The organism is cyanobacterium endosymbiont of Epithemia turgida isolate EtSB Lake Yunoko (assembly GCF_000829235.1).
Lineage (GTDB): Bacteria > Cyanobacteriota > Cyanobacteriia > Cyanobacteriales > Microcystaceae > Rippkaea.
The window spans coordinates 950,926-964,415 of sequence record NZ_AP012549.1 but is presented as its reverse complement, the minus strand read 5'-3'; the positions used below and the strand labels follow the sequence as shown (position 1 = coordinate 964,415).

The 13,490-nt window shown below is 35.3% G+C and carries 13 protein-coding genes and 1 tRNA gene; 4 read left to right on the top strand and 10 right to left on the bottom strand.

What is annotated here, in order from left to right; genetic code table 11:
• Positions 1-44 precede the first annotated feature (44 nt).
• Complete coding sequence (yidD, locus tag ETSB_RS02990) at positions 45-281, bottom strand: membrane protein insertion efficiency factor YidD (RefSeq protein ID WP_044106193.1); 237 nt, start codon at positions 279-281, stop codon at positions 45-47.
• Between the two features lie 16 nt (positions 282-297).
• Complete coding sequence (locus ETSB_RS02985; RefSeq protein ID WP_044106192.1) at positions 298-1,476, bottom strand: extracellular solute-binding protein; 1,179 nt, start codon at positions 1,474-1,476, stop codon at positions 298-300.
• A gap of 192 nt (positions 1,477-1,668) precedes the next feature.
• Between ETSB_RS02985 and ETSB_RS02980 the strand changes: the two genes are divergently transcribed.
• A complete protein-coding gene (locus ETSB_RS02980; RefSeq protein ID WP_044107580.1) occupies positions 1,669-2,094 on the top strand; it encodes a hypothetical protein in 426 nt (141 codons plus the stop codon).
• A 70-nt stretch (positions 2,095-2,164) separates the two neighbouring features.
• Here the strand turns inward: ETSB_RS02980 and ETSB_RS02975 are convergent, their stop codons facing one another.
• Positions 2,165-2,815, bottom strand: coding sequence for an ExbD/TolR family protein (locus ETSB_RS02975; protein WP_044106188.1), 651 nt, complete (start codon positions 2,813-2,815; stop codon positions 2,165-2,167).
• Positions 2,816-2,841: 26 nt separating this feature from the next.
• Entirely contained in the window at positions 2,842-3,525 is a 684-nt protein-coding gene (locus ETSB_RS02970) for a MotA/TolQ/ExbB proton channel family protein (protein WP_044106185.1), read from the bottom strand.
• A 234-nt stretch (positions 3,526-3,759) separates the two neighbouring features.
• On the opposite strand from ETSB_RS02970, the gene ETSB_RS02965 reads away from it, so the two are divergent.
• Positions 3,760-5,043, top strand: coding sequence for a serpin family protein (locus ETSB_RS02965; RefSeq protein ID WP_044106183.1), 1,284 nt, complete (start codon positions 3,760-3,762; stop codon positions 5,041-5,043).
• Between the two features lie 139 nt (positions 5,044-5,182).
• Here the strand turns inward: ETSB_RS02965 and ETSB_RS02960 are convergent.
• The 4 genes from ETSB_RS02960 to ETSB_RS02945 form a co-directional block, all read right to left on the bottom strand.
• Positions 5,183-5,255 (bottom strand) — tRNA-Glu (locus ETSB_RS02960).
• 161 nt (positions 5,256-5,416) lie between these two features.
• Positions 5,417-5,962 (bottom strand): NYN domain-containing protein, encoded by a 546-nt coding sequence (locus ETSB_RS02955; RefSeq protein ID WP_044106182.1) that lies wholly within the window; start codon positions 5,960-5,962, stop codon positions 5,417-5,419.
• A 77-nt stretch (positions 5,963-6,039) separates the two neighbouring features.
• The gene (locus ETSB_RS02950; protein ID WP_044106179.1) at positions 6,040-6,711 is read right to left on the bottom strand and encodes an energy-coupling factor ABC transporter ATP-binding protein; all 672 of its coding nucleotides are present in this window, start codon (positions 6,709-6,711) and stop codon (positions 6,040-6,042) included.
• A 593-nt stretch (positions 6,712-7,304) separates the two neighbouring features.
• The gene (locus ETSB_RS02945; RefSeq protein ID WP_044106178.1) at positions 7,305-8,534 is read right to left on the bottom strand and encodes a bifunctional sterol desaturase/short chain dehydrogenase; all 1,230 of its coding nucleotides are present in this window, start codon (positions 8,532-8,534) and stop codon (positions 7,305-7,307) included.
• A gap of 269 nt (positions 8,535-8,803) precedes the next feature.
• On the opposite strand from ETSB_RS02945, the gene ETSB_RS02940 reads away from it, so the two are divergent.
• Positions 8,804-10,237 (top strand): glycosyltransferase, encoded by a 1,434-nt coding sequence (locus tag ETSB_RS02940; RefSeq protein ID WP_044106176.1) that lies wholly within the window; start codon positions 8,804-8,806, stop codon positions 10,235-10,237.
• A gap of 624 nt (positions 10,238-10,861) precedes the next feature.
• Here ETSB_RS02940 and ETSB_RS08810 read toward each other — a convergent pair.
• Positions 10,862-11,059, bottom strand: coding sequence for a hypothetical protein (locus tag ETSB_RS08810; RefSeq protein WP_052470613.1), 198 nt, complete (start codon positions 11,057-11,059; stop codon positions 10,862-10,864).
• Between the two features lie 338 nt (positions 11,060-11,397).
• Entirely contained in the window at positions 11,398-11,625 is a 228-nt protein-coding gene (locus ETSB_RS02930) for a c-type cytochrome (RefSeq protein WP_332403758.1), read from the bottom strand.
• 758 nt (positions 11,626-12,383) lie between these two features.
• Between ETSB_RS02930 and ETSB_RS02925 the strand changes: the two genes are divergently transcribed.
• Entirely contained in the window at positions 12,384-13,457 is a 1,074-nt protein-coding gene (locus ETSB_RS02925) for an aromatic ring-hydroxylating dioxygenase subunit alpha (RefSeq protein WP_044106175.1), read from the top strand.
• Positions 13,458-13,490 lie beyond the last annotated feature (33 nt).

The following is a 13,490-nucleotide window of genomic DNA, read 5'->3' as shown; positions in this document are numbered from 1 at the left end:
TTCTTTTCCAAAAATTAGGCAGATTTTTTCATAAAAAACTAATGTTACTTTTTATTTAAATCTTTTTCTAGTGGAGGAACAGGATCATAGCCTCCCGGGTGTAAAGAATGACAGCGTAAAATTCTTTTCATTGTCATCCAAGTTCCTTTGAAAGCGCCAAATTTTTCAACAGCCTCTAAGCCATATTCAGAACAAGTAGGCTGAAAACGACAACTTGGAGGAAGTAAAGGAGAAATTGAACGTCTATATATTTTAATAAGTAAAAGTAATACATTTTTCATCTCAATTATTGCCTGATTATTTACCTTTTTGGGATTGCCTCATTTCCTGCCAAAATTTTTCATATTCTTGTTTATTTTGCTCGGATAGTGGTTCAATAAAATCGCAATTATTCATGATATTTTTATCAACAAATAGGAGGGGATTTGTTTGTATTTTTGTAGATATTTTGGGGGTTGTATAAATCATTGGTGAGGCGCCATCAGTTAATAAAGAAATTTGATTAACTGATGATTCTTGCCAACAAAAATCAATCCATTGTTTTGTTAATGTCGATAGATTAACATTATCTTCTTTAGTTCTCGGTTGTACCCAGATATCTGTCCAAATAGAAGTTCCTGATTGAGGGATAATTGCCTTAATTTTCCGATTTTTAGCTATTAAAGGTAAAATATCACTAGACCAACCCACACTCAGCCAAACATCTCCAATAATCAAAGGTTGTAAATAGTATTGAGAACTATAGTATTTTACCTGTTGGTTTAGCGCTTGGAGTTGTGAAGATAAGTTGGGAATCTGAGATAAATTTGGGCTATTATAGGAATAGCCAAGTTTTTTTAGAGTTAAACCGATAATTTCCCTTGGTTGATCAACAACTGCGATGCGATGGCGCAATTCCTCTCGCCACAAATCTCCCCAATTGGTCGGAGTCCATCCTAAGGTTTCAAATTTATCACTATCATAGGCAATTAATGTAGTTCCCCAACGGTAAGGTGCACCCCAAATTTGTCCTTGCAGATCTAAATTTCCGGCTTCATCTCGTTTAACCAGGGCCTGCCAACAAGAACCCAGCTTTTTCCAACTTGCTATCTCAGTTAAAGTCAGGGGTTGAATTAATTTATCCTGAATGGCTTTCCCTAACCAAGCATCTCCTAAGGTTACTAAATCGCTCATCTTATGGGAAGTGTTGTTTATAAAGAGAAGTTGACTTAACCAATCTTTAAGACCTTGAGTATCTCGATTTCTCCCTTGCCAACTTTGTAATTGTTTCCAAAGATCTTTTAATTGAGCTATCGGCTTGAAAGAAAGAGACTGATCTTTGGCAAATTGTTGACGAAAAGCTTCTAATAATTGGGGAGGAATCGAACCTTGTAACAACAAAACCCTTAATGCAGTAGAGTGATTGTCGCATCCCGATAGTAATTGCGTTAGTGGCAGGGTACCCGCACTAATTAAAAAAGAACGACGACTAAGCATAATTTATGTTGTATCAATGATTACTGTTAAATAACTTATAAAAAGCTATGGCAAATAAACGACAATTGTGTCTCTTAAATTAAACTAAGAATAGTTAACTAATCGTTAAATCAATCGGGAGTATGTAAAGATTTTCCTTGGTCACTTCTAGGATAATACATGTAAATCTAAGTGTTAGTTATGGGAACTCTTATGGATGAGCTACAGCAACAAATTAATGAACTTAATTACAAATTTAATCAACTTCATCAAATGGTGGAACAAGTTAGTCAACAGATCTCCACCTTGAAAAAACCCTCAGAAGTTTCTGCTAACATTAATCAAAAATCTTTTGATTGCGTTTCTCATCTTATCCCGAGCCCTAATACTGAATTATCAATCAGCAACAAACCCTTGAAGTTAGGGATGAAACACAAGGATATTCTTTCAGATGACCGTGATAAACAAAGCGTAGTCTCCCCTGAAGGAGAGATAATTCTCTCAAGGGATCTCCAAGTTCGCCGACTAACAGCTCAACTAACGGCAGCATATAATAGAATTGCTGCGTTAGAAGAACAACTACTTGCCTATCGCCGCTCTGGGTTATCTTTTATGAAAGTTGCTCACTCACAAGATTAGTCTTATGGGCTCATTCTTAAACAAGATATTTGATGGACACTATTTCCTTAAGTTAATTAGCGAGTTGAGTTTAAGGAGATGTGGAACCCCTTAATGAGGAAGAGTTAAGAGGAATGTTAAGGGAATCTCCCGATCCTTGCTCTAGACTAGTCGGAACTTTTGGTTGCAAGGTACTAGGAACATTCTCGGGTAATTTATTTCTTGATGGCAAAGGAGTCAGATTCAAAGAATTATTGGAAGGATCTGACTCCCCTGGTAAAGTTGCTAGGGCGACACGATCACCCCCCACTTGTTTTAGCATATCAAGGACTTGAATGACTTCGTTGTAACTAGCATTTCCCGAAGCGTGGAGAACCATCAGACCATTAGAATTAAACTGGTGGTAGTTTTTAATTGCATCAAAAAGTTGGTTGCGCGTCACCAGTTGTTTTTCCACGTACACCTGACCGAAATCATCGAGACTAACCACTAACATTTCTCGCATTTGCGGTGTTCCAGTGCTAGCCTTAGGTAAATCCAGGTTCATAGCCTGCTGACGAGATAATCCCACAGCCCCCAAAATAAAAAAGGTTAAAATGCAAAAGATTACATCTATCATCGGCAAAATCTCAATGCGAACCTCCTGTTGGAGAGAGGTATCTTGCCACAATTTTAGGGGGCGCGAGTGAACATGGGGTTGATTTTTCTGACTTTTTAGCTTTTGTCCAGTGGACTGTGTCATAAGTACCTTTACTAAGATCAAAGAAGTTAGTGTTCAGCTGTTTCAGAAGGCTCTGCATCGGTACTTATAGGATAGCGATCATCGTCTATTTCTAACCAGTGTTGACGATAAATCACTTCCAGTTCACTGCCTGTTTTACGGAAAATTCTCACTTGATTGAACCATAAGGCTTGGAAAATGCGATAAAAAACTAAACTAACAATGGCCACAATTAAACCAACTGCTGTTGAAATTAAAGCTTCGCCAATCCCTAGGGTAACTCCGGCTGTTGAGGCTGTTCCAAGATCACTAATCTGAATTGAACTCAAAGAACCAATGAGTCCTAATACTGTACCTAACAACCCTAAAAGAGGAGACAGCGCAATGACGGCTTCTAGTACTTTATCCCCTCGACGCATGAGAGCCAATTCATCATCGGCGGTTGATTCTAAAGCTAAATGGAAGACTTCAGGATCAGGATTAGTCAATCTTAGGGGACTATAAAGATAGTTGCCTATAGGGTGATTACGGTATTCTCTGACAATTTTTGGAACCAAATTCCAGTTTCTAGCGGCGGTATCCATGATTCTATTAAGTATTTCCCTTTCTTTAAGGAGAAATCTTACCCAGAACCAGGAACGCTCGATAATAGTACTTAATGCGAGTACTGACAAGAAGAGGAGCGGGCCCATAGCCACCCCACCTTTTTGAATGATTTCTGCGATGTTCATGGTCTTTAGCTTACCTCCGTTTCTTGTCCCCAACTAAATGTGACTTTAACGGTTAGAATTATTTGTTTACAATTCTAAGGGTTTATGTTTAGCAATCAAGTATATTCTCGAAAGAAAAATGCTTTGTCTAAAAATCTCATTAATAAAGCATAGAGTTGCCAAAAAGGTACAGGTCAAAAAGCTCAGGGGTGAGTTTATTCGGACATTGCTGTGTGGTAAATAGGAGTGATAGTGATGACGAATCGAAAAACTTTGATCACAACTTTCGGATTTCTGGGTTTATTCTTCTTGAGTTGGTTTATTCCTTCGTCTAAAATTCAAGTTCTCAGCATATTAGCAGACGCTCAAGCACTACAAGAAGTTTCCCCAAAAATATTTTTCCTGAACAAGTCTTTGGACAAGGAAAAACTGGTAAATGCTCAGATTAAATTTGGTTTTAAACTCTTTTCCACCCTAGCTAGACAAAATTCAGAACAAAATATTGCTGTTTCTCCTGTTAGTTTAGCCCTAGCTTTATCCATGCTCTATAATGGCGCAAGCGGAACCACTCGGCAAGAAATGTCTGGTGCATTAGGGATTAAAGGAGTAGATCTTAATGCTTTTAATTATGCCAATAAAACTCTAGAAAAATCGTTAAAGACGAATGATTATCGTGGTCAATTGGCAATTGCTAATTCGCTTTGGACTAGACAAGGATTTTCCTTTCGTTATCAATTCCTTAAAACTAATCAAGAATATTATCAGGCTCAAATTACTAATTTAAATTTTGATAGTTCTGAGTCAGTCGGAATTATTAATCGTTGGGTAAAAGACAAAACTCTGGGAAAAATTCCCCAAATTATTGAGCAAATTAGTAATGAAGATGTACTTTTTTTAGCCAACGCAATTTATTTTAAAGGAGTTTGGCAAATAGAATTTGATCCTCATCTGACTACACAACAGCCATTTTATTTAAGTAATGATCGGGTCATCAAATTTCCATTAATGTCTCGGGAAGGAAAGTACCGCTATTTTGAAACATCAGACTTTCAAGCGGTGAGTTTACCTTATGCAGGAGAACGCTTTAGTTTAGAAATTTTCCTTCCTCGACCAGATAAGAATCTAAAAGACCTAGTTTCACAATTAACAATAAGTCAGTGGAAAAAATGGATAGGACAATTTCGCGAACAACAAGGCAGATTAAAACTACCTCGTTTCAGTTTATCCAATGAAATTGACATAGAAAAGGCCTTAATATACTTAGGAATGTCCACAATATTTGAACAATCATCAGCTAACTTTTCTAAGTTAACATCTCGTCAAGTTTATGTGAATCGTATTAGACACAAAACCTTAGTAGAGATTAACGAGAAAGGAACACACTCAGCCGTCACTAGTTCCTTTCGTGCGAGGATGACTTCTGTATTTCTTCCAGAAGAACAATTTACTATGATCGTTAATCGTCCATTTTTATGTACAATTCGTGATCATAAGACTAATGCGATAATATTTATGGGAGTCGTGAAAAACCCTAACTAAAGCCCACAATAAGTGGAAAAAGCTCTAAATTTCCGGAATATTTCACTTGTAACAAAGCTTTCTGAAAACCCAGAATTCGACTCTGTTATACAGAGGGGAGTAAGAAGTAAAATAGAAGTTTTACTTCTTGTTAATGAAGTACCCCCAAGGGAATTTGAATCCCTGTCGCCTCCGTGAAAGGGAGGTGTCCTAGGCCACTAGACGATGGGGGCTTGTTTTTTACACGTATATTAATTTAGCAATGATCTTTCTTGATGTCAATAGTATTACTCATTAATTTTCTAGAAATTTCTGACTCTGATCTTTTTTAATACACATGTTCTTTAAAATCTGTCTATAAATTTCCGAAACCTGATAAAGGAAGTCATTATTGTTAATTTGTCCCTTCTTGCCATTGAGCAAGGCGCGCTTGAGATTCAGCGTCAAGACAGTTGAATAAAAAACGACCCTGACTACGTTTACTAGGTCGTTGTTTGCGTCTAACTTGATGAGTGGATAGATTAATTTCATCAGCTAGATGTTGAGCCGACATCCATTCTGCGCCATATCCTATCACTGTTAAACGTTGATCTCGATCTGATGTAGCAACGATTAATCGAGGTGGAGTGAAACTGGTTTTATGAAAAAAAGATGCACAGACTTTTTCAATGTATGTATCAGCTGTTTGCGCCCAAGCAGTAAAGTGTATAGATAAATTGGGGGAATGTTTTTCTAAAGAACTGGGGGTTTTGCGATATTGGGAGTCAAAAACGACTTGGGCTTGATAACCACTGTGGGCTGCATAATTGACTAGAGCCTCTACGAGTTCTCGTCTTGCCGGTTCTAAACCATGACGATCACGGGTTAGTTGTAAAGAAGTCCAATTCCCGATAATGTTATAACCATCGATTAACAATAAAGTATTGTAAAGAGTAACCATATTTTTTAAACGTGGTCATATATGTTTAAGATATTTTGGATGCAAATATCTCCAGATTTTAACAAAAAATTTTTATTTTAAGGTGAAGTTTCTAAACCCAATCGAACTTTCAGATGCCTGGGATCTCCTTTTTCTATTACTTTTCCATTTTCTAGTAAAAAAGCACCATCACAATAATTTAACTCTTCTAAACGATGTGTCACCCATAAAGCGGTAATGCCTTGACTTTTAACCAACTGTTGTACTTGGATAACTAATTCTAACTGGGTATTAACATCGAGGAGGGCTGTAGGTTCATCAAGGAGAAGAACTCGGCAATGACGAGCGATCGCTCCAGCAATAGCGATACGTTGTTTTTGACCTCCACTAAGAGCATAAATAGGCCTTCGCTCTAATTCTAGAAGGTTAACAGCCGACAAAGCCTTTTGTACACGCTTACGGACTTCAATAGGGGATAGACCTTCAGAAACTAATCCAAAGGCGATATCAGCCCCAACAGTTGGCATAACTAACTGAAGATCAGGGTTTTGGAAGACAAAACCGACAGGGGAACTCATGGCGATAGTTCCAACTTGGGGAGTTAACAGTCGCGTCATTAATCGTAAGAGGGTTGATTTTCCACTACCATTAGTGCCTAATAACATCCAAAACTCCCCTTCAGGAACTTCTAGAGAACATGATTGCAGTACAAAAGAGTTTTTATCCCAACCAAAGCTTAAATCTTTAACTTTAATCGCAAAATTGGTCATTAATAATTTAGTCCTACTTTCTTTTGAAGTTTAAAGCTAAAATTAAAATACTTTTATTCTAGTTAAAACTAACTTTATAATCTTAATACTTTAAGCTTCACCATATTTTTAATAGTAAAAATTCATCCAAACCTAACATGGATATATTCCTTGATAATCTTAACAAGAAGTAGACTATTAGAAACTTAAATAATCCTCAATATTAACAATCTATTACTATAACTTTAACCGGACTATTGTTGAAGAACAAAAGTAGAATAAAGAATTATTTTTTCCTTAGCTAGATAAACATAAAATACTTATAATTATCTCGAGCATTGATGATCTATACCAAACTAATAAAAATTTACTTTTATTAGTTTGGTATTAGTTTAAAAAAATAAAATAATCGTACATAATCATAATAAACAAGTTAAATATAATGACTTAATTACCCATATGAAAATAGATATTCTCCTAAATATAGGATAGGACATATTGGTAATTATCAATAGATAGATAGGGTCTTTATTCAATCTTAATACCTTGTGATTTATGCGCAGTTACAGTACTCTATAATTAATAGCTAATTTTACTCTTTTTTTTATCAAATTTTAAATTTGATTTACCTTCTTGCTGAATAATTTAAAATATAGGGAAACAAAAAACTCTTTGAGAGGAAACACAATAAATGTGAGAGGGTTGACAGTAATGATAATGTTCCTATTATCGGCTTTTGCTGCTTTCATAATGTGCTTAGCAACCAAATCTCCGGACATTAATCCAATAGGATTTAGATTACTTTTAAATGGTCCTAAAACCAATTTTCTTACCACGCAAGGAGCATCCAAACGACGTAAAGTAACTAGGTCTCCTAAAGCTCGTTTACTTAATTCATAAAGAGGGCTAACTGCGGGACTAACTTCTGCTTCAGAGGTGTTAACCCAAACTTCCTTACAAGCCCTATCTTTATTTGTTCTAATAGTAGTAATAAATAACTCCATTAATCGCAAACTAGAAAATGTATTTACTTCATAAGACTTATTAATAGCTTCTGGGGTTCTTTCACTATAAACATTAATACCATGATTGAGAATTAATATATCAACTGATTCTAACTCATCGATTAATTCTAATTCTTTACCAACTTGCCAAGTTAATGTTTTTATCGGTAATCTTTTGTCTTCAATTTCTATTGAAATAGACTGATGTTTAGAGGTAAAAGCAATCGGTATAGCCTCATGAATATAAAGCTGTTTTAAGAGTGATTGCCCCAAAGTTCCTGATGCACCAGTAACTGCAACGGTTTTTCTTTTCAGAGATAATGCGGTTCCCATAAGTTTATCCACTAAAGTTAGTGTTCCGCTATAATAAGCCTTTTGATTGTCAAAATGGTGTCGCCAATGGTACGGACGATTGACAAACCACTTTCCAGGAAGAGTAACAAATTCTCCTTGGCGGTGGGTAATATCCGTCAATTCATCGGCGTAGGGGACTCCTACACCTCGCGTAATCGCCCCTATCAGAAAGGTTAAAGCATAAACTGACCCTCCCCACGCCATCCAACTGTAGGGAAGACTTCCAAAAAAAAATACCGTCCCAAAAATTAGGCTCAGAGTTAACATTACTAATGCTTCTGGGAGATCGTTATACCAATGAGCTTTACGGTAAATTTCCTCACTTACGGGGGATAAGTCAGGACGAAATACACGATGATGCCAAGCATGAAGACGATATAAAGGAATCCAATGGTGGGATAACGTATGATGACAGTCCCGAACAATTTCTACCCAGAGGACTGAACCTAACAGTAGAGAGATCGTCGTAATAATATCACTCAGCATAAAATGATTAGACTTATTTGTTAAGATGGGTGAAAAATAATGAATAGTTCGCTTTTATTTTAACAGTAGCTGACGTATCAGTATAGCCTCCCCATTATGGCTTTTTATTCTTAACGTTTAACCGAAATGAACCTCAAGAAACACCAACAAACAAAATTTGTATTCTCCGCTAGAATAAAACCTTAAAGTGTAGAGCAGCAACAAACGAACAAAGAGAATAACGGGAGTTGTTAGCATCAAAGCAAACGAATTAATCAAAACATCGATTTATGCAAAATAATTATTGGTCAGACGAAGCTGCTCAGAACTTGGATCCCTTCAGTTCATTATTATCGGAATGGTCTGATCTCCAGGATGAAGAAGAAAAATTTAGAAACAATTTTTTCCAAGGATTATCAGGACGGCGTAAAAAAGCTGCTTTTGTCCTTATGGCTGTTTGGGGTATTACCATTGTTCTTCATTTAGTGAATTGGGGAACTTGGGTAGTTTTAGTATTAACAGGGTTATTTTTTATTCAAGCGTTACGTCTGATAACCGCTAAACCGGAGGATGTGCCGAGCCCTTTGTCTGATGAAGTTATTGCTAATGGTCATGTTCCTTCAGTTTCTTTGTTAGTGGCGGCTAAAAATGAGGAGGCAGTTATTGGTCAACTTATAACGACCTTGTGTAATTTGGATTATCCCAGTGATAAATATAACTTGTGGGTAGTTGATGATTGCAGTACTGATAATACTCCCCAAATTTTAGCGCAATTAGCCCAAAAGTATTCTCAACTCAATGTGATTTGTCGTCCGGCTAATGGAGGAGGAGGAAAATCAGGAGCATTAAATCAGGCGTTATCCCAAACTCATGGAGATATTATTGCGGTTTTTGATGCAGATGCTAAGGTTTCTCAGGATTTATTACGTTGTGTAGTTCCTTTATTTAAAGACAAAACGGTAGGAGCAGTTCAAGTTCGCAAGGATATTGCTAATGCACCTCTGAATTTTTGGACGAAAGGACAGGGAATAGAGATGTCCCTCGATGGCTATTTTCAAGAGCAACGGGTTGCCCTCGGGGGAATTGGAGAATTACGCGGTAATGGACAATTTGTCAGGCGTTTAGCTTTATCTCGTTGCGGGGGATGGAATGAACAAACAATTACAGATGATCTTGATTTAACTATTCGTTTACATCTGGATAATTGGAAAATTGGCTTTTTATCCGCTCCTACCGTGAAAGAGGAAGGAGTCACAACAGTAACATCTCTTTGGCATCAACGAAACCGTTGGGGAGAGGGAGGGTATCAACGATATTTAGATTATTGGCGGTTTATTCTTAATGAGCATATTGGCTGGACGAAAAAGGTTGATATGCTATCGTTTATTGTTATGCAGTATTTGATCTTAATGGCTGTATTTCCTGACTTCTTAATGGTAATTATGCTTCATCACCTACCAATTTTTAGTCCGTTAACCATATTAATTTTATCTTTGTCTTCTTGGGGAGTATTTAATGGGTTACGTCGCAGTGAAAAAAGCAAAAATTTGGGGACTATAGATGTGTTTCGGTTGACGTGGTTATCTTTGAAGGGAACCTTTTATATGATGCACTGGTTTATTATTATTCCTAGTGTCACTATTCGAATGTCAATTTTTCCTAAACGTCTTAAATGGGTTAAGACAATTCATGAAGGAACTCCTGAAGAAAGTCCTATTGATTAAATTAATTAGTTTGGTAGTATTTCGGGCTAATTAGGAACACAATATAAAGTGATTTGTGTTCCTATCTCTATATGTATTAAACTTGGATATAACACTTGATGAGGAATAGAATTATTGTAATCGTAAATAGGAAAGCGATAAGTAATAGTTATAAAAAATTATTTTTTTCATGTTGTTTCTTAAGTTTATTAGTTATTGTATAGAATTAGTTATTTTATACTATTTTAGTCATAAACAGATTATTTAAAATCTATTTATAATAGAAAAGCATTTGAACAATAGTATTCAACTATATCCCAGCTTATTCAAAAGTTTAGCTAACAGAATTATAAGACTAAAAACTATAAAAGTTACATTTTAAAACCCATAATAGCTACTGTGTTTCTCTCTAGTTTAATTAGACCAGTAATGATCTTACAAGCCACCCTGTTACCATAAGCAATGATCTCTAAACTATCAATAAAATCTAAATTACATTGAGTTTAATTAATAGTAATTTGTTGATAATTTAATCGAGATAATAAATGTGATTGTCCTATTCTTGGTAAGATTGCTTCTTCGATAAGGAATATATACCATTCCCCCTGTTTATATCTCCAAAGATTTCCTAGTACTAGTTTATAACTAATTTTCTTGGTGATTAACTAAAATTATTTCTTTTAAGCATAATTTATCAATTTTTTGTAAAGCTAAAAATGTTCTTAAATAGTTGCCAGTTTTTAAATTAGCTAAAGATCGTTTATATGAACTAGTGTTAGCGATCCACCCTTTTATTTCTCGTTGTTGAGATTGTTCTAAATCTTCAGGTAAAAAACGTCCCATAATCCATTCTTTCTCATCAGCAAAAATCGTTAATCTTAAAACAGGATAATAGTAAATTAATATTTCGGCTTCTTGGCGTAATTGTTGCCAATTAGTTCACGTCCAACCAAAGGTTTTTAAGCTGTATTCGAGTCGATTACAATGAGTAGACTATTAGGTTAAACAATGCTCAAGAGACTTTTGATAGAGACGTAATGTTGTAAATACTGTTGTCCCATAAATTAAACTAGGTTAGGTTACCTTAATAGAAATAGTCTCTGTTTCTATCAATTCCTCGTCATACCAAAACATAATTTTTCAATTTAAAGATACTCTAAATAACTAAGTAAATCAGCCATTTATTGAAAACTTGGCTTAAATTTTGGCATAGGCGGCGTTTTGCCACTGGTAACTTGATGAATCAGCTTTATTTTAAATTTATGTCTGTGGACTTGATGTAAACTGGGTCCTACGCTTCCATCAGCTTGTAAGCCATGGCATTCTGCACAGTTGGTTTTGAAGATAGCCCGTCCCTTGTTCATATCTCCTTTAAGAGATAAGACTTCTTGAACATAAGGTTCAAACACTTAGTGCAAATACCAACCTACTATTAATATAAAGGTTATAACAACCATAGCTATTAGGGTTGAGGTCAACCATCTAATGACATCTTTAGGTTGGGTAAACTGGTCAGTCACAGGTATTCGATAAAACAGACTAGTATCATTTTTATATTTTGCAAAATTTTAAGTATTAAAAGCTAGCTTCATTAATTTTTTGTAATAATAAAGGAGGATATTTGACAATTTATTTGTCTTGTTAAAATTGGCAGATATTTTTAATATTAAATATTAGATGATAACTGTCAAGGTGTAGGCTACGAAAGTTGGATTGCCTCAATTTTAGTTGCTAATCTCATAACTGTTCTAAATAATTGTATCTGAAGCAATTTTTGATTTTACCTTATCTCTGTAGCTAATAATTAGCAATGGGAGGAGATAAAACTTATTTCTATTTTAGATTAGCTGTGGTGGACCACGGACAAAAATAACCAAGTTTCTAAAGTTAACTCATCTTAAAAGTGGTTAAGTCTAACTTCTGGATGACAATAATGGCTCGAGCTATTATTATCAAAGGACTTGACATTTCAATTGATCCTCATGGGCTATTTTTTACTGTTCCTCACACTACTTGATAGATAAATTTAATGATTTCCTTGACTCCCATCTACAACGATCATCCATTAATGCTTTTAATACTTCACATTATATTTTTTAAATGTTATGTTAAAGGCGAGTTATTTAAAATTAGCTCAAAAATTACTGCCTAGAAATCACATGAGGCAATGGCTGAATTTTTAACCAACACCACCAACACTGTTGATGTTCGTACCTGTGGGATTAATCTTAATCACTGGTATGTTGTAGCTCAGAGTTTAGAGGTAACCGATGAACTGTTAGAAGTTATGATCTGGGGTCAGTCTATCGTACTCTATCGAGATGAGCAAAGAGAAGTCCAAGCCATTGAAAATAGCTGTCCTCACCGTCAAGTAAAACTAAGTAGTGGTAAAATCATTGGAAATAGCTTAGAATGTGCTTATCATGGATGGCGATTTAATCGCGAAGGAAAGTGTATATTTGTCCCCTATTTAAATAAAAAAAACAAGTTACCTAACTGTCAAATTATGTCCTACCCGGTTTGCGAGTCCGATGGGTTTATTTGGATATTTTTAGGAGACTCGAAGAAATTACAAGAAACCTATAATAAACCGTTAGAAATTCCTGAATGGGGGCATCTCAACTATATTGCAACTATTTCAACGATTGAATGTCGAGGGCATTTCTCATTTTTGATTGAAAATTTAATGGATATGTATCATGGACATTTGCATGAAAACTATCAAGCTTGGAATTCAGCTAAATTAGTTAAACTCTCATCTAATAACAAACGAGTAGACGCTCTATATAAAACCAAAAGCTACTATAAGATAGATAAAATATGGTCTATTTTTCAACTTTTTTTTCCTCGTTTGCGCCGATTACATCCTGAACTTTTACAAGTTAGTTATATTTATCCCCATTGGATGTCAACCCTAGGAAGGAACTTTAAAATTTATTGTTTATTCTGTCCTATTAATAAGACTTATACTCGTGCCTATTTAATTCATTTTACATCCTTAGATGCTTTTGGGAGACTTCATAAACTACCGATCTGGTTTCGACGCTGGATTAAAAATAGTTTGTTTGGATCAGCACAAAAAATGTTAGATGGACTAGTCAAACAAGATATTACCATGATTGAACAAGAACAGCAGGCATATTTAAAAGGTTCACGACAACAAACCTATGAAATAAATCCTACCATTAACCAAGTCCAAACAATGGTTAAAAAACAGTTTCAATTATACGAAAATGATTAAAATTTAACTGTATACTTAACATTAGTTACTGTC